Source organism: Bacillus sp. BACIII, assembly GCF_057836745.1.
Window position 1 is genome coordinate 400,663 of record NZ_CM174437.1, and the last position, 21,198, is coordinate 421,860.

At 48.4% G+C, this 21,198-nt stretch carries 19 protein-coding genes, 1 other RNA gene and 1 other annotated feature; of the genes, 17 read left to right on the forward strand and 3 right to left on the reverse strand.

What is annotated here, in order from left to right; all coding sequences use genetic code 11:
• The first annotated feature begins 53 nt into the window (after positions 1–53).
• From recJ to dtd, 4 genes are all read left to right on the forward strand, one after another.
• The gene (gene recJ / locus ACXN9U_RS02145) at positions 54–2,414 is read left to right on the forward strand and encodes a single-stranded-DNA-specific exonuclease RecJ (RefSeq protein WP_489202126.1); all 2,361 of its coding nucleotides are present in this window, start codon (positions 54–56) and stop codon (positions 2,412–2,414) included.
• Positions 2,415–2,419: 5 nt separating this feature from the next.
• Entirely contained in the window at positions 2,420–2,932 is a 513-nt protein-coding gene (locus ACXN9U_RS02150; protein WP_003152714.1) for an adenine phosphoribosyltransferase, read from the forward strand.
• Positions 2,933–3,089: 157 nt separating this feature from the next.
• A complete protein-coding gene (gene relA / locus ACXN9U_RS02155; RefSeq protein ID WP_438420309.1) occupies positions 3,090–5,294 on the forward strand; it encodes a GTP diphosphokinase in 2,205 nt (734 codons plus the stop codon).
• Between the two features lie 12 nt (positions 5,295–5,306).
• On the forward strand, positions 5,307–5,750 hold the full coding sequence (dtd, locus tag ACXN9U_RS02160) for a D-aminoacyl-tRNA deacylase (RefSeq protein WP_016938814.1): 444 nt from the start codon (positions 5,307–5,309) through the stop codon (positions 5,748–5,750).
• Positions 5,751–5,775: 25 nt separating this feature from the next.
• On the opposite strand, the gene ACXN9U_RS02165 is transcribed toward dtd, so the two are convergent.
• The gene (locus ACXN9U_RS02165) at positions 5,776–7,338 is read right to left on the reverse strand and encodes an N-acetylmuramoyl-L-alanine amidase family protein (protein ID WP_489202127.1); all 1,563 of its coding nucleotides are present in this window, start codon (positions 7,336–7,338) and stop codon (positions 5,776–5,778) included.
• A 130-nt stretch (positions 7,339–7,468) separates the two neighbouring features.
• On the opposite strand from ACXN9U_RS02165, the gene ACXN9U_RS02170 reads away from it, so the two are divergent.
• The 5 genes from ACXN9U_RS02170 (at position 7,469) to ACXN9U_RS02190 (ending at position 12,154) form a co-directional block, all read left to right on the forward strand.
• Positions 7,469–7,639 (forward strand): YrzK family protein, encoded by a 171-nt coding sequence (locus ACXN9U_RS02170; RefSeq protein WP_016938816.1) that lies wholly within the window; start codon positions 7,469–7,471, stop codon positions 7,637–7,639.
• Positions 7,640–7,699: 60 nt separating this feature from the next.
• Positions 7,700–7,932, forward strand: a binding site (T-box leader).
• A 63-nt stretch (positions 7,933–7,995) separates the two neighbouring features.
• Positions 7,996–9,270, forward strand: a complete 1,275-nt coding sequence (gene hisS, locus ACXN9U_RS02175; protein ID WP_489202128.1) for a histidine--tRNA ligase — start codon at positions 7,996–7,998, stop codon at positions 9,268–9,270.
• 14 nt (positions 9,271–9,284) lie between these two features.
• Complete coding sequence (gene aspS, locus ACXN9U_RS02180; protein WP_489202129.1) at positions 9,285–11,063, forward strand: aspartate--tRNA ligase; 1,779 nt, start codon at positions 9,285–9,287, stop codon at positions 11,061–11,063.
• Positions 11,064–11,125: 62 nt separating this feature from the next.
• Positions 11,126–11,318: non-coding RNA, 6S RNA (ssrS, locus tag ACXN9U_RS02185), on the forward strand.
• Between the two features lie 71 nt (positions 11,319–11,389).
• Complete coding sequence (locus ACXN9U_RS02190) at positions 11,390–12,154, forward strand: tRNA threonylcarbamoyladenosine dehydratase (protein WP_016938820.1); 765 nt, start codon at positions 11,390–11,392, stop codon at positions 12,152–12,154.
• A 118-nt stretch (positions 12,155–12,272) separates the two neighbouring features.
• Here the strand turns inward: ACXN9U_RS02190 and ACXN9U_RS02195 are convergent, their stop codons facing one another.
• Complete coding sequence (locus ACXN9U_RS02195) at positions 12,273–13,538, reverse strand: replication-associated recombination protein A (RefSeq protein WP_489202130.1); 1,266 nt, start codon at positions 13,536–13,538, stop codon at positions 12,273–12,275.
• 194 nt (positions 13,539–13,732) lie between these two features.
• Here ACXN9U_RS02195 and cymR point away from each other — a divergent pair, with 194 nt between their 5' ends.
• The 8 genes from cymR (at position 13,733) to ACXN9U_RS02235 (ending at position 20,499) form a co-directional block, all read left to right on the forward strand.
• Entirely contained in the window at positions 13,733–14,149 is a 417-nt protein-coding gene (gene cymR, locus ACXN9U_RS02200) for a cysteine metabolism transcriptional regulator CymR (RefSeq protein ID WP_003152730.1), read from the forward strand.
• 19 nt (positions 14,150–14,168) lie between these two features.
• Positions 14,169–15,308 (forward strand): cysteine desulfurase family protein, encoded by a 1,140-nt coding sequence (locus ACXN9U_RS02205; RefSeq protein ID WP_060964665.1) that lies wholly within the window; start codon positions 14,169–14,171, stop codon positions 15,306–15,308.
• A gap of 36 nt (positions 15,309–15,344) precedes the next feature.
• Positions 15,345–16,460 (forward strand): tRNA 2-thiouridine(34) synthase MnmA, encoded by a 1,116-nt coding sequence (gene mnmA, locus ACXN9U_RS02210; protein ID WP_060964666.1) that lies wholly within the window; start codon positions 15,345–15,347, stop codon positions 16,458–16,460.
• A gap of 87 nt (positions 16,461–16,547) precedes the next feature.
• Positions 16,548–17,168 carry a tetratricopeptide repeat protein gene (locus ACXN9U_RS02215; protein WP_095532179.1) on the forward strand — a complete coding sequence of 207 codons (621 nt, stop codon included), beginning with the start codon at positions 16,548–16,550 and terminating at the stop codon, positions 17,166–17,168.
• A gap of 18 nt (positions 17,169–17,186) precedes the next feature.
• The gene (gene recD2, locus ACXN9U_RS02220; RefSeq protein ID WP_060964667.1) at positions 17,187–19,565 is read left to right on the forward strand and encodes an SF1B family DNA helicase RecD2; all 2,379 of its coding nucleotides are present in this window, start codon (positions 17,187–17,189) and stop codon (positions 19,563–19,565) included.
• A gap of 118 nt (positions 19,566–19,683) precedes the next feature.
• Positions 19,684–20,142 (forward strand): PRC-barrel domain-containing protein, encoded by a 459-nt coding sequence (locus ACXN9U_RS02225; RefSeq protein ID WP_060964668.1) that lies wholly within the window; start codon positions 19,684–19,686, stop codon positions 20,140–20,142.
• Between the two features lie 12 nt (positions 20,143–20,154).
• Positions 20,155–20,346 carry a hypothetical protein gene (locus ACXN9U_RS02230; RefSeq protein WP_003152738.1) on the forward strand — a complete coding sequence of 64 codons (192 nt, stop codon included), beginning with the start codon at positions 20,155–20,157 and terminating at the stop codon, positions 20,344–20,346.
• 21 nt (positions 20,347–20,367) lie between these two features.
• Positions 20,368–20,499 carry a YrzQ family protein gene (locus ACXN9U_RS02235; RefSeq protein WP_003152741.1) on the forward strand — a complete coding sequence of 44 codons (132 nt, stop codon included), beginning with the start codon at positions 20,368–20,370 and terminating at the stop codon, positions 20,497–20,499.
• 34 nt (positions 20,500–20,533) lie between these two features.
• Here the strand turns inward: ACXN9U_RS02235 and ACXN9U_RS02240 are convergent, their stop codons facing one another.
• A complete protein-coding gene (locus ACXN9U_RS02240; RefSeq protein ID WP_060964669.1) occupies positions 20,534–21,190 on the reverse strand; it encodes an amino acid ABC transporter permease in 657 nt (218 codons plus the stop codon).
• Positions 21,191–21,198: the final 8 nt, after the last annotated feature.

A 21,198-nucleotide genomic window follows, 5' to 3' on the forward strand; every position in this document is an offset into this window, starting at 1 on the left:
TTTGAAACCCCTCAGTCCGCTCTAGTATAATAGGGTGGTTGAGGGGTGAATTTATGTTAGCGTCAAAAATGCGCTGGGAAATCCAGCAGCCGGATCAGGAAAAGGTCAAATCACTCACAGAACAATTGGACATAACACCTCTTGTGGCATCGCTGCTTGTAAAAAGAGGTTTTGATACTGCCGAAAGCGCAAGGCATTTTTTACATACAAAGGATGCAGACTTTTATGACCCGTATGAATTAAAAGGAATGCGGGAAGCAGTTGATCGGATAAAGCTGGCGGTTTCTCAAGGGGAACCGATTATGATTTACGGAGATTACGATGCAGACGGCGTTACAAGCACGTCGGTGATGCTGACGGCACTCAGACAGCTGTCGGCGGACGTTGACTTTTATATTCCCGACCGTTTCACAGAAGGCTACGGCCCGAATGAACAAGCTTTCCGCTCCATAAAAGAGCGGGGATTTTCGCTGATCATTACAGTGGATACGGGAATCGCCGCCGTCCATGAAGCTGAAGTCGCAAAAGAGCTGGGCTTAGACGTCATTATTACCGACCACCATGAGCCGGGACCCGAGCTTCCCGACGTATTCGCGATCATCCACCCGAAGCAGCCGGGCTGCAGCTACCCGTTTAAAGAATTGGCCGGCGTCGGTGTGGCGTTTAAGCTTGCCCACGCGCTTACGGGTTCTTTGCCGGAAGCTATGCTGGACTTAGCGGCCATCGGTACGGTTGCGGATCTGGTGCCGCTGCATGATGAAAACAGATTAATTGCGTCACTTGGGATCGAAAAGCTTCGGACGACAAATCGGCCGGGTCTCAAAGCTCTGATTAAGCTTTCCGGCGGGGATATCGGACAAGCTGATGAGGAAACGGTCGGGTTTCAGGTTGCACCGAGGCTGAATGCCGTCGGAAGAATAGAACAGGCTGATCCCGCCGTGCATCTGCTGATGACCGAAGACCAGTTTGAAGCGGAGGAATTGGCTTCGGATATTGACAGGCTGAATAAGGAACGCCAGAAAATGGTGAAAACCATGACCGAAGAGGCTGTTGAAATGGTTCAGCAGCAAGACGGAAACCCGTCTGCCATTGTAGTGGCAAAAGCCGGCTGGAACCCGGGGGTTGTCGGTATTGTCGCATCGAAGCTCGCTGAACGTTTTTATCGCCCCGCTGTCGTGCTGGGGATAGATGAGGAGCAGGGAATCGCTAAAGGATCGGCACGAAGCATCAGGGGTTTCAACCTTTTTACGAGCCTTTCACAGTGCAGAGACATTCTCCCTCATTTCGGCGGGCATCCGATGGCCGCAGGAATGACTTTAAAGGCTGAAGATGTGCCGGATTTAAGAGACAGGCTGAATCAATTGGCTGAAGAAACCCTTACGGAAGAGGATTTTATCCCGATTCAGGAGATTGATCTTGTCTGCGGCGTCGAAGACATAACCGTTGAAAGCATTACAGAATTGAATATGCTCTCGCCGTTCGGCATGCTTAACCCTAAACCGCATGTCATGGTGGAAAACGCCGTGCTTGATGAAGTGCGCCTGATCGGAGCGAATAAAAATCACGTGAAAATGACGGTGAAAAATGATGCCGCCGTTCTCGACTGCGTCGGCTTTAACCAAGGAGAGCTGGAAGCCGGAATTGTTCCCGGATCAGCGATTTCCATTGTCGGCGAAATGTCTATTAATGAATGGAACAACAGAAAGAAACCCCAGCTGATGATTAAAGACGCTGCGGTGCTGGAATGGCAGCTTTTTGATATCAGAGGCAAGCGGACGTGGGAAGATACGGTTGCTGCGCTGCCGAAGGAAAAACGGGTGCTCATCAGTTTTAACGAAAAAACTGTCCGAAAACTCCGTGGCGAAGAGCTGCCGGACGAGCTGGCTCAGATCACGTCGGAATCCGAGGCGGAGGCTCTTCCGCTTGACGGAAAGTATGCCGTCTTTCTGGATGTGCCGCCGTCAGAGGAGCGGCTCAAGCGTTTGCTTGACGGGAAGAAGCCGGAACGGATTTATTTTGTTTTTATCAATCATGAAGAACATTTTCTGTCCTCATTTCCATCGCGGAGTGATTTCAAGTGGTTTTACGCATTTCTCTTGAAAAGGGGCAATTTTGACTTAAGTAAGCATGGTTCGGAGCTTGCGAGACACAAAGGATGGTCAATTGACACAATCAATTTCATGACAAAGGTGTTTTTTGATCTCGGTTTTGTTAAAATAGAAGATGGTGTGCTGTCTGTCGTGAGCGGCGCGAAAAAACGCGACCTCGCAGATTCGCAAACCTACCAGGTAAAACAGCAGCTGATGGAATTAGACCAGAAGCTCAATTATTCCGCGGCCCATGAGCTGAAGGAATGGCTGAATAAGCTGATGAACCAAGGTTCAGAGGCTTATGAAAGTACGAGGAGGACATAGAACAGATGGATCTTAAAAAATACGTAACAATTGTGCCCGATTACCCGAAAGAAGGCGTACAATTTAAAGATATTACGACATTGATGGACAAAGGCGACGTATACCGTTACGCCACTGACCAAATTGTTGAATATGCAAAAGAAAAAGAAATTGACTTAGTTGTCGGACCTGAAGCCCGCGGCTTTATTATCGGCTGTCCGGTTGCATACGCTCTCGGAGTCGGTTTTGCGCCGGTTCGGAAAGAAGGAAAACTTCCGCGTGAAGTCATTAAAGTCGATTACGGTTTGGAGTACGGAAAAGACGTACTGACGATTCATAAAGATGCGATCCTGCCGGGACAGCGCGTGCTGATTACTGATGACTTGCTTGCAACAGGCGGCACGATCGAAGCAACGATTAAGCTTGTCGAAGAACTGGGCGGCGTCGTAGCCGGTATTGCATTCTTAATCGAGCTTTCTTACCTTGACGGCAGAGACAAGCTTGACGATTACGATATTTTAACATTAATGAAATATTAACCGCATATGGAAAAAAGCACTCGTGTCAGGGTGCTTTTTTCCTATTATTTCATCATCCTGACAGATTCTTTAGGTGTTTTGAACTTCTGCCCTTTACATCTCTCGTTTTTTTCTTGATAATAAACTAATACAGTTTACATTTAAAAAAGGTGATTCCATGGCGAACGAACAAGTATTGACTGCCGAGCAAGTAATAGATAAAGCGCGCACGTATCTGCCGGAGGAGCAGATTGCGTTTGTTGAGAAAGCTTACCTGTATGCGCAAGACGCGCATCGCGAACAGTACCGCAAATCAGGTGAGCCGTACATCATTCATCCGATTCAGGTTGCGGGAATCCTCGTCGATCTGGAAATGGACCCTTCCACGATTGCGGGCGGTTTTCTGCATGATGTGGTGGAAGACACGGATGTCACCCTCGATGACCTGAAGGAAGCATTTTCTGAAGAAGTGGCGATGCTTGTCGACGGTGTAACGAAGCTCGGTAAAATTAAATATAAATCTCAAGAAGAGCAGCAGGCGGAAAACCACCGAAAAATGTTTGTCGCTATGGCTCAGGATATCAGAGTCATATTGATCAAGCTGGCGGATCGCCTTCATAATATGCGGACGTTAAAGCATCTTCCGCAGGAAAAACAGCGGAGAATTTCAAATGAGACGCTGGAAATTTTCGCTCCGCTGGCACATCGGCTCGGGATTTCGAAAATTAAATGGGAGCTTGAAGACACCGCTCTCCGTTATTTGAATCCTCAGCAATACTACAGAATCGTCAACCTCATGAAGAAAAAGCGCGCGGAACGCGAACTTTATGTCGATGAGGTTGTCAATGAAGTGAAAAAACGCGTCGAAGAAGTGAATATCAAAGCGGACTTTTCAGGCCGTCCGAAGCACATCTACAGCATTTACCGCAAGATGGCGCTGCAAAATAAACAGTTCAATGAAATATATGATCTGCTCGCCGTCCGTATTCTTGTCGGAAGCATTAAAGACTGCTACGCCGTACTCGGCATTATTCATACGTGCTGGAAGCCGATGCCGGGCAGATTCAAGGATTATATTGCGATGCCTAAGCCGAATATGTATCAGTCCCTGCATACAACCGTAATCGGGCCTAAAGGCGATCCGCTGGAAGTGCAGATCAGAACATTTGAGATGCATGAGATCGCTGAATACGGGGTGGCCGCGCACTGGGCATATAAAGAAGGCAAGGCTGCAAACGAAGAAGCGACATTTGAGAAAAAACTGTCCTGGTTCCGCGAAATTCTGGAATTCCAAAACGAGTCTACCGACGCGGAAGAATTTATGGAATCGCTGAAAATCGATCTGTTTTCTGACATGGTATACGTATTTACGCCAAAAGGTGATGTCATTGAACTGCCGTCAGGCTCTGTGCCGATTGATTTTTCCTACAGGATTCACTCGGAAATCGGCAATAAGACAATCGGAGCGAAAGTGAACGGGAAAATGGTGACGCTTGACCATAAGCTCCGGACGGGCGACATCGTTGAAATCCTGACGTCCAAGCATTCGTACGGACCGAGCCAAGACTGGGTCAAACTCGCTCAGACGTCGCAGGCCAAACACAAAATCCGCCAGTTCTTTAAGAAACAGCGCCGTGAAGAAAACGTCGAAAAAGGCCGTGAACTTGTCGAGAAAGAAATTAAAAATCTTGATTTTGAAGTGAAGGATGTTTTAACGCTCGAAAACCTTCAAAAGGTTGCCGACAAGTTTAATTTCTCAAATGAAGAGGATATGTACGCGGCTGTCGGGTATAACGGCATTACCGCTTTGCAGGTGGCCAACAGGCTCACTGAAAAAGAACGGAAGCAGCGTGATCAGGAAGAGCAGGAAAAAATCGTTCAGGAAGTCGCTTCCGAGCCGAAACAGTACCCGCAAGGAAGGAAACGGGAAGCGGGTGTGCGCGTGAAAGGCATCGACAACCTTCTCGTCCGTTTGTCGAAATGCTGTAATCCCGTGCCCGGAGACCATATTGTCGGTTTTATTACAAAAGGCCGCGGTGTATCCGTTCACCGCGATGACTGTCCGAATGTAAAAACGAATGAAGCGCAGGAACGTCTGATCCCTGTTGAATGGGAGCATGAATCACAGGTTCAAAGACGCAAGGAATATAACGTTGAGATTGAGATTTTGGGGTATGACCGTCTCGGGCTGTTAAATGAAGTGCTCCAGGCCGTAAATGAAACGAAAACCAACATCTCGTCTGTATCCGGCAAATCCGACCGCAATAAAGTCGCTACGATTCATATGGCGATTTTTATTCAGAACATCAATCATCTGCATAAAGTGGTCGAGCGGATTAAGCAGATCAGAGACATCTATTCAGTCCGACGGGTTATGAACTAAAAGGAGCTTGCTATGAAATTAGTTGTTCAGCGTGTAACAGAAGCGAGTGTGACGGTTGACGGCGCTGTCGCCGGCCGGATCGGACCCGGTATTATGGCGCTTGTCGGTGTCACTCATGAAGATACAGAGGAAGATGCCGCTTACTTGGCGGATAAAATCGTGAATCTCCGGATTTTTGAGGACGAAAGCGGTAAGATGAATTTATCGCTTTTAGATACGGGCGGAGAGATTTTATCAGTTTCCCAGTTTACGCTTTACGGCGAAACGAAGAAAGGGAGACGTCCGAATTTTATGAATGCGGCCAAACCGGATCAGGCTCTGCTCCTTTATGAAAAGTGGAACGAACTTCTTCGGGAAAAGGGAGTCAAAGTTGAAACGGGAATATTCGGGGCCATGATGGATGTTCAGCTGACGAATTCCGGGCCCGTTACATTGATTATGGATTCTAAACAATAAAAAAGCTGCCGTTCGGCAGCTTTTTTTATGATTGAAAATAATGTTCCAATCCGCTTTCAATTCCGTCTGTCACTTTTTCCTGGTAAGAGCCGCTATGTATGATTGTTTCTTCTTGCGGTTGACTGAGATAGCCGAGCTCATACAGCATGGCAGGCCGTTTGTTTTCCCTCAGGACGTAATAATCTCCAAACAGAACGCCGCGATCAGGAATAGGTGAACGCTTCACTACTTCAGAATGGACGTCTGAGGCAAGCTGGCGGTCCTTAGACGGACTGTAATAATAAGCCGTGCTTCCTCTCGTTGACGTATCGGCATAGCTGTCATAGTGGATGCTGATAAAGGCATCCGCATTCCGGTAATGGGACGTTGAAACCCTGGCCTGCAGGCTGATAAATGTATCATCCTGCCTTGTGATATACACGTTTGCCCCGGCCGCTCTCAATTTTCCGGCTAACAGCTTAGCTGTTTTAATCGTTACGTTTTTTTCAAACTTTCCGGAGTAGCCGATCGTTCCGCTGTCTTTTCCTCCGTGTCCGGGATCAACGACGATCGTTTTGTTTTTGAGCGATCCGCTGCCGCCTGACGTGTTGGGAGAAGGTGCTTCTCCTGTTTCTTCACCGCTTTTTGACGTTTGCACGACCCAGTTTGCCACATATGCCGTTTGCCCGTTTTCCAGCCGGACTTCATACCACTTGCCGCTTGAACCGACAATCGGATAGGCTGCGCCTTTATCCGCTCTTTTTACGATAGAAGCGGAAGTCGAGGCTGAGCTTCTTAGGTTGGTGCCGCCGTAAACGATATACGCTTTTTTCGAGGAGCCTGAGCCCTCAGAGCCGTCTCCCGATTCGGACGGGGTGTCCGATGAGTCGGAATCCTTTATGATGTAGTGGCTTGCTGCCCAGCCTTTTTGCCCGTTTGCTTCAATTTTCAGCCAGCCGTGGTCTTCGCTTAAGATGGAAACCTTTGTTCCGCGTGATAATTTAGTGATAATCGCTGAATCATGTGACGCTGCACTTCTGACATTCAATGAAGAAACGCCTACCGTCCCGTTCTTTGAACCGTTTTGGGACGAAGTTGCTTTCGAATCCGATCCGCCGCTGTCCGCGGTGACGTATTCGGAAGAAACCCACCCGCTTGTGCCTTGATAAGAAATATTCACCCAGCCGCTGTTCTTGTCCAGCACAGAAGCATGTGCGCCTTGCGGAAGTTTGCCGATGACTTCATATGATGTCCCCGGGCCTTTTCTGATGCGGAGATCAGGGTCGTTGGAAGTGACCGTTCCGCTTGTGGCGGATGAATGGTCTGCTCCTCCGGCTGTTTTTGATATCAGCCAGGAAACGACCCATCCGGTCTTACCGGGACTCAGCTGAAGCTGTACCCAGTCTCCCTCTTCTTTTGTGATCGGGTATCTTTCCCCTTTTTTCACTTCAGCCTTTATTCCATAGCTCAGGCCGGGACCGCCTCTGACATTGATCTTGTCTGTCGCGATAACCGCTTCTCCCTCAGCGGCGATTGCGGTATGAAATGACGGAAGAAGTGCCGTGATGATGACGCCGCATAAAATAAGAGCAAGAGTTTTCTTATTCATGGCTGTCCTCCTTTCTGAACTAACTAAAATACATTCTTGTATAATATCGTATTTTCCTTGTTGAATGTTAAATAAAAATAAAATGGTTTGTTTATACTAGTTGTAAATACAGCGAAAAGGTGTGCAAATCATGAAATATCAACCAAAAATGGGACGCGCCCTGCACGATGCGGAAGGAAATCTGCACTTCAGTGATCAGAGCGATAAAGAGAAGGCGGGTTTTCTTGAAGAGACGGCGACGGAGTTCGGTCTTTTATCGAAAGATGCAGTCGCAAGGAAAAACAGACGGAATAAAACTTGACAGGGGAGTGCAATCCCATTATTATAATAGAAATTGATGTACATAAGTCAAAATAACGATTTTGAACCGATAATGGAGAAGAGTAGGTCAGAATGCATGGAGAAGAGAGGAACCGTCCCGGGCTGAAAGCGGATCCGCACTGCATCTTTCTCGAAACAACACTCCGGAGGTTCCCTGCTGAACGCTTTAGCGAGTCATTAGGCAGCGGACGTGAACCTGCGTTAACGGTCAGAGCGGGGATGCTTCAGCATTCCAACTAGGGTGGCACCACGGGTATAACTCTCGTCCCTACTATACATGTATAGTAGGAGCGGGGGTTTTTTTATTTGAAGAAAGACATTAAGGAGGCCTGTTACATGGCATATCACATTCCAAGAGGCACACAGGACATACTGCCGGGTGAATCAGACAGATGGCAGTTCGTCGAACAAATTATGAGAGAGACGTGCCGCACTTATCAATATAAAGAAATCCGCACGCCGATTTTCGAGCATACGGAATTGTTCGCAAGAGGCGTCGGTGAATCTACAGATATCGTGCAGAAAGAAATGTACACGTTTGAAGACCGTAAAGGGAGAAGCCTGACGCTTCGGCCGGAAGGAACAGCTGCCGCAGTCCGCGCGTTCAATGAAAATAAATTATTTGCGAACCCGGTGCAGCCGACGAAGCTGTATTATGTCGGACCGATGTTCCGTTATGAACGTCCGCAGACGGGGCGCTTCCGCCAATTCTATCAATTCGGAATTGAAGCGATCGGCTCCAAAGATCCGGCTGTGGATGCAGAAGTCATTGCGCTTGCGATGAGTATTTACCGTAAAGCCGGTTTGAAAAATGTCAAGCTTGTGCTGAACAGCCTCGGTGACCAGGAGAGCCGCAAAGCCTACCGTGAAGCACTCGTCAAACATTTTGAACCGCGCATCGGAGAATTTTGCTCAGACTGCCAGTCACGCCTGCACACAAACCCGCTCCGAATTCTTGATTGCAAGAAAGACAGAGAACATGAACTGATGAAATCGGCACCATCCATTCTTGATTACTTAAATGAAGAATCAGCCGCTTATTTTGAGAAGGTCAAACAATACTTAAACGATCTCGGCATCCCGTTTGAAATTGATCCGAACCTTGTCAGAGGGCTTGATTACTACAATCATACCGCGTTTGAAATCATGAGCAACGCCGAAGGTTTCGGAGCGATTACAACACTTGCCGGAGGGGGGCGCTATGACGGGCTTGTTGAACAGATCGGCGGACCTGAAGCGCCGGGTATCGGATTTGCGATGAGCATCGAACGTCTGCTGGCAGCCATTGACGCTGAGAAAGCAGAGCTTCCCGTCAATCAGGGGATTGACTGCTATATCGTGACGCTCGGAGAAAAAGCGAAGGATTATTCCGTTTCCCTCGTGTACAAACTGAGAGAAGCGGGCATCTCAAGTGAAATCGATTATGAAAACAAAAAAATGAAGGGCCAATTCAAAACAGCTGACCGTCTCGGCGCACGCTTTATCGCGATTTTAGGGGAAGATGAACTTGCCCAAAATAAAATCAATGTAAAAGATGCGGAAACAGGCGAGCAGCGTGAAGTGTTGTTAGACGAGCTGATACAAGTGTTAAAGGCAGATCAAAAGCAGTGAAGGAGAGGAACGCTATGTTTGGAAGAACATATTATTGTGGCGAGATAACTGAAAAAGCGATTGGCGAAACCGTCAAACTGAAAGGGTGGGTGCAGAAACGGCGCGATCTCGGCGGCTTGATTTTCATTGATTTGCGCGACCGTTCGGGTATTGTGCAAGTCGTGTTCAATCCTGACGTCTCGAAAGAAGCTCTTGCCGCGGCAGAAGCAATCAGAAACGAATATGTGCTTGATATCGAAGGCACGGTTTCTGCCCGTGAAGAAGGCACGGTGAACCCTAACCTGAAAACCGGTAAAATTGAAATTAAAGCCGAAGCAGTGACGGTGCTCAGCACGGCGAAAACGCCGCCGTTTCCGATCAGTGACCAGGCGGCTGACGTTTCTGAAGACGTCCGGTTAAAACACCGCTATTTGGATTTGCGCCGCCCGGCGATGTTTCAAACATTGCAAATGCGCCATCAAGTCACAAAATCCATCCGCCATTTCTTGGATGAAAACGGATTTCTTGATATTGAAACCCCGATTTTAACGAAAAGCTCTCCGGAAGGCGCCCGTGATTACTTGGTGCCGAGCCGGGTGCATGAAGGGGAATTTTACGCTCTTCCGCAATCGCCGCAGATTTTTAAACAGCTTCTGATGGTATCTGGCTTTGAACGGTATTATCAAGTGGCCCGCTGTTTCCGCGATGAAGACCTGCGTGCCGACCGCCAGCCGGAATTTACGCAGATTGATATCGAAATGTCCTTTATGAGTCAAGAAGACATCATGGCTCTGGCGGAAAAGATGATGGCGAAGGTCGTGCTCGAAACAAAAGGCGTCGAAGTATCGCTGCCGCTTCCGCGAATGACATATGAAGAAGCGATGAACAGCTACGGTTCCGACAAGCCTGACACACGCTTCGGCATGCTGCTGACGGACGTATCAGACATTGTGAAAGATACTGAATTTAAGGTGTTCTCATCAGCTGTAGCCAACGGCGGTGTTGTAAAAGCGATCAATGTTAAAGGCGCTGCCGGCGACTACTCCAGAAAAGATATTGATGCGCTCGGCGTTTTCGCCGGAAATTACGGCGCGAAAGGTCTCGCTTGGGTCAAAGTTGAAGCTGACGGCGTAAAAGGCCCGATTGCGAAATTCTTTGATGATGAGAAGCAGGCAAAACTGGCTGAAGCGCTGGATGCTTCTGAAGGCGATCTGCTCCTGTTCGGCGCTGATAAGTTTGAGGTTGTGGCTCAATCCCTCGGTGCGCTGCGCTTAAAGCTCGGTAAAGAACGCGGGCTGATTGACGAAAGCCTCTTCAACTTCCTGTGGGTTGTGGACTGGCCGTTATTGGAGCATGACGAGGAAGAAGGCCGTTTCTATGCGGCTCACCATCCGTTTACTATGCCTGTCCGTGAAGACCTTGATCTGATTGAAACAGCGCCTGAAGATATGAAGGCGCAGGCTTACGACCTTGTCTTAAACGGTTATGAACTCGGCGGAGGCTCCATCCGGATTTTTGAAAAGGACGTTCAGGAAAAAATGTTCGGGCTTCTCGGCTTTACACAAGAAGAAGCGGAAGAGGAGTTCGGATACCTTCTTGAAGCCTTTGAATACGGCGCTCCTCCGCACGGCGGCATCGCGCTCGGTCTGGACCGTATCGTTATGCTTCTTGCAGGCCGTACAAACTTAAGAGATACGATCGCTTTCCCGAAAACGGCAAGCGCAAGCTGCCTTCTTACGGAAGCGCCCGGCGAAGTGAGCGACGCCCAGCTTGAAGAACTTCACCTTTCTGTCAAAAGAAAAGTGAAACAGTAAAGATCAGCAGTTTGTTTCTTGAAAATCAAAATCTGCTGTGATATGATTTTGACAAGTTAAATAAAGTCCTGATGTGTTAGTTGTACACCTAGTTTTGACCGAACATTTTTTTGCTTTGGGAGCCCGTATTTTTAAATGGCGTACATGCCTCTTTTCATTCGGTAAAGAGGACTTACAAGATTTGAAAAAGGGCACCCACCTGCTGAGAGCGGGTTCAAAACGAAGGAAAGCTGCAACGGCACAATTGGGACTTTATTTTTTGTGCGCTGAAACCAGCGGCTTTTTGACAAGCCGAGTTTATAAAACCAGAATGTGGAGTGAGGTTCTTGTTACATCAGTTTTCCAGAAATGAGCTAGCGATTGGAAAAGAAGGGCTGGACACGTTAAAAAACAGCACGGTGGCCGTTCTCGGCGTCGGCGGAGTCGGTTCATTCGCAGCCGAAGCACTGGCGAGGTCCGGAGTGGGACGGATCGTCCTTGTCGATAAAGATGATGTTGACATTACAAACGTAAACCGCCAGCTGCATGCGCTCTTGTCGACGGTGGGACAGCCGAAAACGGACTTGATGAAAGCGCGGATCGCGGATATTAATCCGGATTGCGATGTCGTCGCCTTAAAAATGTTTTATACAGAAGAGACATATGAGCAGTTCTTTGAGTATCCGCTCGATTACGTCATTGACGCGTCGGATACGATTCATTATAAAATTCATCTGATGAAAGAATGTCTGAAACGGGATGTTCCGCTGATTTCGAGCATGGGAGCGGCGAATAAAACAGACCCGACACGCTTTCAGATTGCTGATATTTCAAAAACCCATACTGATCCGATTGCCAAAGTCGTCCGCACAAGGCTTCGTAAAGAGGGCATTAAAAAAGGCGTACAGGTCATTTTTTCTGATGAAAGCCCGATCGTCATCCGTGAAGACGTCAGAAAAGAAGTCGGGAATGATGAAGCGAAAATCCGCAAAGCGCAAATGCCGCCGTCTTCCAACGCCTGGGTTCCGTCAGTGGCCGGCCTGATTATGGGCGGACATGTCGTGATGGAGCTCTTAAAGGACATCAAGATTAAACGGGTTAAAGATAAATAAAAAGAAAAACAGCCTTCATTAAGAAAGGCTGTTTTTTTATTTGAATCCGCCGCCTGTGCGGACGGTCTGGCCAGTATCAAACAAAAAAGACAAGAACACATGGAGTGTCCTTGCCCGGTTATTTTTTCTTCATCAGTTTTTCATACACTTGCTTTATGGCGGCTTCAAATTTCCCCGTTTGTTTCGGTTTATAGTATTGCTTGTTTTTTAACGGATCGGGCAAATATTGCTGTTCGACCCATCCGTTCTCGAAATCGTGAGGATATTGATAGCCGATCCCGCGTCCTAGCTCTTGGGCCCCTTTATAGTGGGCGTCTTTTAAATGTTTCGGCACATCGCCGATTTTACCCGCTCTGATATCTTTAAGCGCCTCATCAACGGCTGAGATGGCGGAGTTTGATTTTGGCGAGAGGCATAATTCGATGACCGCATTGGCCAGCGGAATTCTCGCTTCCGGAAAGCCGATCCGTTCTGCGGTCTGAATCGCGCTCAGCACCCGGGGGCCTGCCTGGGGGCTTGCGAGGCCGATATCCTCATAGGCGATCACGAGAAGCCTTCTTGATATGCTTTCAAGGTCGCCGGCTTCGATCAGACGGGCCAAATAATGAAGGGCTGCGTTTGCGTCAGAGCCCCGGATTGATTTTTGGAACGCGGATAAGACGTCATAGTGCGCATCTCCGTCTTTATCATGGGTATAGCTTTTTTTCTGCAGACATTCCTCCGCTGTTTCCCGTGTAATCCGGATCGTGCCGTCGCTTGATTCCTTTGTGGAGAGCACGGCAAGCTCCAGCGCGTTCAAAGCGGAGCGGACGTCTCCTCCGCACCCTTGCGCGAAATGATCCATCGCATCGCCGTCCACCGAAACGCTGTAGGAACCGAGTCCGCGGTGTTCATCTGTAAGCGCTCTTTTCAATGCCTGCTTGATCAGATCGGGTGTTAACGGTTCGAGCTCGAATATCTGGGTCCGGCTTCTGATCGCCGGGTTAATGGCATGATAAGGATTGGCGGTCGTTGCGCCGATTAAAATAATCATGCCGTTTTCTAAATAGGGCAGCAGAAAATCCTGTTTCCCCTTATCAAGCCTGTGCACTTCATCAAGGATTAAAATGACCTGGCCTGACATTTTCGCTTCCTGTACGACAATCTCCATGTCTTTTTTATTATGAATGACGGCATTCAATTTCCTGAAGGCGATGCTTGTCGATCCTGCGATCGCCGTGGCGATGGACGTTTTTCCGATGCCCGGCGGACCGTACAGGATCATGGAGGATAAGTGCTTTGCACGCACCATTCTGCCGATGATTTTATCTTCTTTGACCAGATGTTCCTGGCCGATAATGTCTTCGATATTGGCAGGCCGCATCCGATACGCCAGTGGTTTCATGAACATCTCTCCTTACATATACAGGGTAACGGAAAACGGACGATTAGAAAAGCGAATTGCGGCAGGCCCCGTGTTTCAATGAAAATTAGGATAAGTTATGTTATAATAACAGTTGGTCTATAAGATACTAAACAGATTATTCATATCCATTTACTTGTATAAATTAACAATTAGAATTGACTGGGGTGTTCATATTGAAAATATCGACAAAGGGAAGATACGGGCTCACCATTATGATCGAATTGGCGAAAAAGCACGGAGACGGTCCGACGTCGCTCAAAAGCATCGCCCAAACAAACAGCCTTTCTGAGCATTACTTGGAACAGCTTGTATCACCGCTTAGAAACGCCGGACTCGTAAAAAGCATCAGAGGCGCTTACGGGGGTTATGTGCTCGGCGGGCAGCCTGAAGAGATCACGGCCGGAGATATTATCAGAGTGCTGGAAGGACCGATCAGCCCGGTGGAAGTTCTTGAGGATGAAGAGCCTGCCAAGCGGGAGCTGTGGATCCGCATCCGCGACGCCGTAAAAGACGTGCTGGACAGCACGACGTTAGAAGACCTTGCGAGCTACACGGACGGCGAGCAGGAAGCCTATATGTTCTATATTTAAACCAGAGGTGTAAAAAACAATGGAACGGATTTATTTAGATCACGCCGCGACTTCCCCGATGGATGAGCGTGTGCTTGAAAAAATGAAGCCGCATTTCTTCGGCAGCTTCGGAAACCCGTCAAGCATCCATTCATTTGGAAGAGAGTCCCGGAAATGGGTCGACGAAGCGAGAGCGGACATCGCCCGTGAAATCAGTGCGAAAGAACAGGAAATCATTTTCACAAGCGGCGGCACGGAGGCTGATAATTTAGCGATTTTCGGAACGGCTGCCGCCCGGAAGAATGAAGGAAAGCATATCATTACGACCGCTGTTGAGCATCATGCTGTACTGCACGCTTGCGAAAAGCTGGAAGAAGACGGTTTTGAGGTGACATACCTCATCCCCGGCCCTTCAGGACGGATCAGTGCAAATCAGGTGAAAGAAGCGCTCCGTGATGATACAATCCTTGTTACCGTCATGTATGGCAATAACGAAGTCGGAACCATTCAGCCGATTGACGAAATCGGAGAGCTGTTAAGCGGGCATCAGGCCTATTTTCACACAGATGCCGTCCAGGCATTCGGTTATATGCCGATTGACGTGAAAAAAAGCAGAATTGACATGCTGTCTGTTTCCGGTCACAAGCTTAACGGGCCAAAAGGGACAGGCTTTTTATATGTAAATCAAGAGGTGAAGCTGTCACCGATTCTTCTCGGGGGAGAGCAGGAACGAAAGCGCCGCGCGGGGACGGAAAATGTACCGGGCATCGCCGGCTTAAAAGAAGCGGTCGTTCTTTCAAACCGTGAGCGGGAAGAGAAAACAGCGAAGTTTAAGGAGTTTAAAAACATCATCATGAGCACGCTGGAAAAAGCCGGCGTGACAGCGGAGGTGAACGGAGATGCCGAGAACTGCCTGCCTCATATTTTAAATCTTTACTTTCCCGGTGTGCCGGTGGAAGCGCTGCTGGTCAATCTTGACATGGAAGGCGTTGCCGTCTCCAGCGGATCCGCGTGTACGGCGGGATCCGTTCTTCCGTCCCATGTGCTTACGGCCATGTTCGGAAGTGAAAGCGGCAGACTGACCTCGTCAATCCGTCTCAGCTTCGGCCTCGGCAATACGGCGGAACAAATCGAAACAGCCGCCGAAAAGCTTGCCGACGTCGTTAAACGGCTTGCTTAAAACGGCGGACTTACGTTTTTAATGGAGTGAATGCAAATGGAAAAACGGCCGGAGAATACAAGAGTCGTAGTCGGCATGTCCGGCGGAGTGGACTCTTCTGTGGCGGCCCTTCTGCTGAAGGAGCAGGGCTACGATGTAATCGGAATCTTTATGAAAAACTGGGATGATACGGACGAAAACGGTTTTTGCACGGCGACGGAAGATTATGAAGACGTCATCCGGGTCTGCAACCAAATCGGAATTCCGTATTATGCCGTCAATTTTGAAAAGCAATATTGGGAAAAGGTATTTCAGTATTTCCTTGATGAATATAAAGCCGGAAGAACCCCTAATCCGGATGTCATGTGCAATAAAGAAATTAAGTTTAAGGCTTTCTTGGATCATGCTTTATCACTCGGCGCGGATTACCTTGCGACGGGCCATTACGCCCGTGTGGACAGAAGCACAGGTACAGTGCGCATGCTTCGCGGTCTGGATGAAAACAAGGACCAGACTTATTTTCTGAATCAGCTCAATCAGGAACAGCTCAGCAAAGTCATGTTCCCGATCGGTGATCTGCAAAAAAGCCGCGTGCGGGAAATCGCCAAAGAAGCGGAACTTGCGACAGCTGCGAAAAAAGACAGCACGGGCATCTGCTTTATCGGCGAACGCAACTTCAAAACGTTTCTCAGCCAATATCTCCCTGCTCAGCCGGGCGATATGATGACAATGGACGGAGAAGTAAAAGGGCGTCATGACGGACTGATGTATTATACGATCGGACAGCGCCACGGTTTAGGAATCGGCGGAAGCGGCGAGCCATGGTTCGCTGTCGGTAAAGATCTCGAGAAAAACATTCTGTATGTCGATCAGGGATTCCACAATCCGCTTCTGTATTCCGATAAGATCACGGCGACAAATGTCAGCTGGACGCGTCCCGGTCTGATGGACGGCGGCGAAATGACATGCACGGCGAAATTCCGCTACCGTCAGGAAGATCACAAAGTAACGGTGAAAATGACGGGTGCCGATGAAGCGGAAATCATTTTTGACGGGCAGGTCCGCGCCGTAACGCCGGGACAAGCCGTTGTTTTTTATGACGGAGAAGAGTGCCTCGGCGGCGGAACGATAGATGACGTTTATAAAGACGGAACAAAATTGTGGTACGTATAACACATGTAAAAAACCTCAACTCGCATGTTGGGGTTTTTTAGCGAAAGGAAGTTAAAAATGGATTATAATAAAATCGGAATTGATGCCATGCAGGAGGGCGATTTTGAAAAAGCGGCAGAAGCTTTCACGAAAGCGATTGAGGAAAACGGCCAAGATCCGGTGCCGTACATCAACTTCGCAAATCTGCTTTCTTCAGTGAACGAACTTGAACGCGCGCTTGCATTTTACAACAGAGCGCTTGAATTGGACAATTCAGCGGCGGCCGCTTATTACGGAGCAGGAAACGTATACGTGATGAAGGAATCGTTTTCCGAGGCGAAGGATATGTTTGAAAAAGCGCTTCGCTCCGGAATGGAAAACGGAGACTTGTTTTATATGCTCGGCACCGTTCTCGTCAAATTAGAGCAGCCGAAGCTTGCGCTGCCGTATTTGCAGCGGGCCGTTGAATTAAACGAAAATGACACGGAAGCGCGCTTCCAGTTCGGAATGTGTCTCGCAAACGAAGAAATGCTGGATGAAGCATTGGCGCAGTTTGAGACGGTGATTGAACAGGACCCAAGCCATGCGGACGCATTTTATAATGCCGGAGTCGCTTACGCTTACAAAGAAAATCGTGAAAAGGCGCTTGAGATGCTTGAAGGCGCAATCGGCATACAGCCTGATCATATGCTCGCGCTTCATGCGAAACAGCTTATCACTCAGTCATAACAAAAGGAGGGAAGGCTCGTGGATCAGCTGAACATCGAGGAACAGCCGTATGTAAAAGGCGTCATTCATACGGTCATTTACCACAATGACACCAACCTGTATACAGTGCTGAAAGTCAAGGTTGCAGAAACGTCTGAGGCGATCGAAGACAAGGTCGTATCCGTAACGGGCTACTTCCCTCTGCTGCAAGAAGATGAGACTTACACATTTTACGGAAAAACCGCCACACACCCCAAGTTCGGCCTGCAATTTCAGGCTGAACACTTTAAAAAAGAAATTCCGACCACAAAAGAAGGGATCATTCATTATTTATCAAGTGATCTGTTTGAAGGAATCGGAAAAAAAACCGCGGAAGAAATCGTCAAAAAGCTTGGAGACGGCGCGCTCAATAAAATTCTGGCTGATGCATCGGTGCTTTATGATGTGCCGAAAATGTCAAAAAAGAAAGCGGACAAACTGGCGGGAGAGCTGCAGCGGCATCAGGGGCTTGAACAGATTATGATTTCTCTGAACCAATACGGTTTCGGACCTCAGCTTTCCATGAAGATTTATCAGGCTTACGAAACGGAAACCCTGGAGAAAATTCAGGAAAATCCTTATCAGCTTGTAAAGGACGTGGAAGGTATCGGTTTTGTTAAAGCCGACGAGCTGGGCGGGAAAATGGGGCTGTCAGGAAACCACCCGGAGCGGGTCAAAGCGGCTATCTTATATACGATTGAATCAACGTGTCTTTCAGAAGGTCATACGTACATAGAGACAAAGCAGCTGATTATCAATACGCAAACGCTTCTGAATCAGTCAGCTGAAGGCGGCCGCGTCACGGAAATGGATGCGGCTGACGGCATCATCGCCCTCGGGGAGAGTAAGGACATCGTCATAGAAGGAGAACGCTGCTATTTTCCGTCCTTGTTTTACGCGGAACAAAACGTCGCAAAACGCGTGCTCGACATTGCGGCCCAGACGGAGTATGCCGATCAGTTTCCTGAATCGGAATTTCTTCTTGCGCTCGGTGAACTGGAAGAACGGATGAATGTCCAATACGCTCCGAGCCAAAAGGATGCGATTCAAAAAGCGCTGTCCTCACCGATGCTTTTACTGACCGGGGGACCGGGCACGGGAAAAACGACCGTTATCAAAGGCATCGTCGAATTGTACAGTGAACTGCACGGAGTATCGCTTGACCCCGGTGATTATAAAAAAGATGAAGCATTTCCGGTGCTGCTTGCCGCGCCGACCGGAAGAGCCGCAAAGCGAATGAGCGAATCTACGGGTCTGCCGGCTGTTACGATTCACAGGCTGCTCGGCTGGAATGGCGCTGAAGGCTTTACCTACAATGAAGATCAGCCGATTGAAGGGAAACTGATTATTATAGACGAAGCGAGTATGCTCGATATTTGGCTCGCCAGCCATTTTTTTAAGGCGCTCCCTAAGCACATTCAGCTTATCGTCGTCGGTGATGAAGACCAGCTTCCTTCCGTAGGGCCCGGGCAGGTGCTGAGAGACCTTTTGGCTTCTGAGGTGCTGCCGACCGTGCGTCTGACAGATATTTATCGTCAGGCCGAAGGGTCATCCATCGTTGAACTTGCCCATGATATGAAAAAGGGACTGCTTCCCAAGGGGCTGACCGCGCCGACAAAGGACCGCTCGTTTATCCGCTGTAATTCTTCACAAATTAAAGAAGTCGTGGATCAAGTCGTCTCAAATGCGCTAAAAAAGGGGTATACTTCTAAAGACATTCAAGTACTCGCGCCGATGTACAGGGGAAAAGCGGGAATTAACGAACTGAACGTGCTTCTTCAAGACATCATGAATCCGCCGAAAGAAAAAAGGCGGGAGCTGAAATTCGGAGATGTCGTCTACAGGACGGGCGATAAAATATTACAGCTTGTCAACCAGCCGGAAAACAATGTGTTTAACGGAGATATCGGCGAAATCGTGTCCATTTTTTATGCCAAAGAAAATACGGAAAAAGAAGACATGGTCGTCGTCTCGTTTGACGGGAACGAAATCACCTTTACAAAAAAGGATTTCAGCCAGTTTACCCACGCTTACTGCTGTTCCATTCATAAGTCGCAGGGCAGCGAATTTCCGATTGTCGTCCTGCCTGTCGTCAAAGGCTATTATCGAATGCTCAGGAGAAATCTCCTTTATACCGCCATTACAAGAGCCAAAAAATTTCTGATTCTTTGCGGAGAAGAAGAAGCGCTTGAATGGGGCGTCAAAAACAATGATGCCACCGTCAGACAGACGTCACTTAAAAACAGGCTCACAGAGCAGACTGAAGAGATGGATGCAGAACTGGCCGCCCTGCAAAAAGAGCTGCCGTTCAGTGTTTACGATGCAAATATCGGAATGGAAGGCATCACGCCTTTTGACTTTATGGAAGAAAAAGCGTAAATAAAACCCGGCGTATGTTCATGCGCCGGGTTTTCGCCTGTGGAAGTCATTTCAAAGTATGGCGCCCGGCTTCTTGGCAAAACCTATACGTGTTCAACAAAAGGTGGTTGATCACACTTTGAGAACATGCCATGCAGCTGAAGGACGAACCGTATATGACGAACACACCCGGCGCAGCCTGGGGATGATATCGGATGTGTGTTTCTCTCTTGACGGCCGGTTTCTCGGTTTCGTGCTTGAGCAGAAACGCCTGTTTCACAACCGCCATCTTTTTTTAGCAGCCAGTGATATAAAAGAGATGGAACAAGAAGCCGTAGCTGCCGCCGAAGCTCACTTGCAGCCTTTGCCGAAGAGCTGTTTCACCTTTGAACAGATTAAGATGCAGCCGGTGAAATCGCCTGATGGTGAAATGTTCGGTTTGCTGGAAGATGTATACTTTTGTTTGGACAAGGGCATAATCGTAGCATATGAACTCTCGGACGGCTTCTTTTCAGATCTGGCAGGCAGACGCCAAGTGCGGCGCGCTGCCGATACGCTTATTGAAGCGGGGAAAGACGGCATCGTCCTGAACGGATAAGAGGTGTAGTCTGTGCTTGTATGTCCGAACTGCAAAAGTAAAGATATCGGCAAAATCGGCGTAAACCAATACTATTGCTGGGGCTGCTTCATAGAGCTGACGGTGGCCAAAGGCAAAATTGCGACACATCAAGTAGAGGAAGACGGCACGTTAAGCAGTCTTGATGATTTGTTTTCTGAAGACGAACGCAGTATCAATTTTTAATGTTGAAAGGAGATACGCGCGATGGGCAGAACAATGACTTCTCTATTGGCTTTAGGAGCTGGAGCCGTTATGTATCGTATGGCTTCTCAGTCCGATATGCTGAATAAAAAAGGTATGAAACGGATGAGAAGACGAGTTATGAAAATGTTCTAAGCAGTAAAAAGGATACTTCTTCGAAGTATCCTTTTTACGTTTGTCTCGCTTCCAGCCGCCTGGCTAGAAGAGATAAGCTGTAATTGACCGCAAAATACATCAGGGCCGCCAGCAGAAAAACCGGGAAAAAATAACCCCCGTCAGCGCTTTGTCCGTTTAAAATCTGCGCATTATGAATCAGCTCGGGCAGAGCGATGACCACCGCAAGTGATGTATCCTTTAATAAAGAAATAAATTGGCTCACAATCGGAGGAGCCATTCGCCTGAGCGCCTGCGGCATGATGACGAGAAAAAGAGTCTGCGTGTAGGTCAGTCCTGAAGAACGCGCCGCTTCAATCTGGCCTTTCTCAACGGATTGCAAACCGCTTCTGATGATTTCTGACAGCATGGCTGATTCAAAAATCGTCAGCGCTGTGATGGCGGCTGCGGTCATTTCCAGTTTGATGCCGATTTCCGGAAGGGCAAAAAACGTAAAGAAAATGATTAACAACAGCGGCAGGTTGCGGATGGTTTCGACAATGGCGGCTATAATGCCAGAGACGGCAGGGATTTTCGCATAGCGCAAAGTGCCGGCGGCAAGCCCGAAAATAAAACTCAGGACAATGGAAATAAACGCAACATAAAGCGTGATCAAAAAGCCGTTCCATAAAAACAGCAGGTGGTCAGGTGTATAGGCGCCGCTAAAATCCATGTTTTTCA